General features: G+C 35.2%; 1 protein-coding gene. It reads right to left on the bottom strand.

The genetic code is table 11. The features are described 5' to 3' along the window. On the bottom strand, window positions 1–898 hold an 898-nt coding region (locus AC3DU7_RS26090), incomplete at its 3' end, for an ABC transporter permease (RefSeq protein WP_488042193.1). Window positions 899–1,329 lie beyond the last annotated feature (431 nt).

The raw sequence follows: 1,329 nt of genomic DNA, 5'->3' as shown, positions 1-1,329 counted from the left end.
TTCCCAAAGCAGCAGGAGGAGTAGATTTACCTGCTAAACCAATCAAAGCTAATAGAGCAATAACATAAGGCAACATCTCTAAAAATTGATAGGGAATATTCAGATTAAAAGCTTGAACTCTCAATTGCAAAGCTTCTGTTGCTCCAAATAATAAACAAGCTAAAACTGTATTAACTGGATGCCATCTACCAAATATTATGGCTGCCAAAGCAATAAAACCTTTTCCACTACTCATGCCTTCGGTGAAAAATTTCACATGAACTAATGCTAAATAAACTCCTCCTAAACTTGCTAAACAACCACTAAAACCTACGCTTAAATAACGCACTAAATTAACAGATATTCCGGCTGTTGCTGCTGCTTGAGGATATTCACCAACTGCTCTTAAAGCTAAACCCCAACTGGTATGAAAAATCAGATAAGTACAAACCGGAATTAATAATAAAAGTAAATAAAATAATAAGTCTTGATTGAAGAATATTCCTAAAATTGGCAAATCTTTTAATCCCAAAAAATTGATAGTTTCAATACCGGGTAGAGCAATTGTGCCACTGTCAAATAATACCCTAGCTCCATAAGCAGTTAATCCTGATACTGCTAAATTTATTGCTAAACCAGAAACTAATTGATTAACTTTTAAACTGACACAAAGATAGGCATGAATTAAGCCTAAAATTCCTCCGGCAAAAATTGCTACTAATGTTCCGATCCAGACATTTTCTGTGGAAATAGAAACAGCAGCACTAACAAAAGCTCCTGTTAATAACATTCCTTCTAAAGCAATATTAAGAATGCCGGAACGTTCGGAAAATATTCCACCTAAAGCGGCAAAAGCTAGAGGAACAGAAAGTCGAATTGTGGCAGATAAATAATCAGAGAAAAAGTCGATATTTGTCATTTTTTGATGATTGTTTTTGATGAAAAGTTAGTCATTAATCAGAAAGTTTAAAGGTGGTGCATTGTAATGGTTGTCTATTGTAATTATTTTGCTTAAGGGAATAGTGGGAGCATCTTGCTCCCATCCTATTTATTCTTCATAAGGTACACCTGTCGCGGGCAAGATGCGCGCACTACAAAGGTTTTATTATTAATACAGGACTTAGGCAAAGGCACTATCTATAGAGTTGATTAACTATTGGACAATAGTATTGAGCGCTATATATAGCTTATCTGCGTAAGTCCTAATTAATATTTATCGTTTATATCTTGGAACCTATTTATTCTTCATCAGCTACACCCGTCGCGGGCAAGATGCCCGCACTACAATATTCGGAACTTAGGCAAAGGCACTATCTATAGAGTTGATTAACTATTGGACAATAGTATTGA

It is taken from the genome of Okeania sp., from assembly GCF_983059655.1.
The sequence above is the reverse complement of the archived record's forward strand: the minus strand, read 5'-3'. Positions and strand labels throughout refer to the sequence as shown.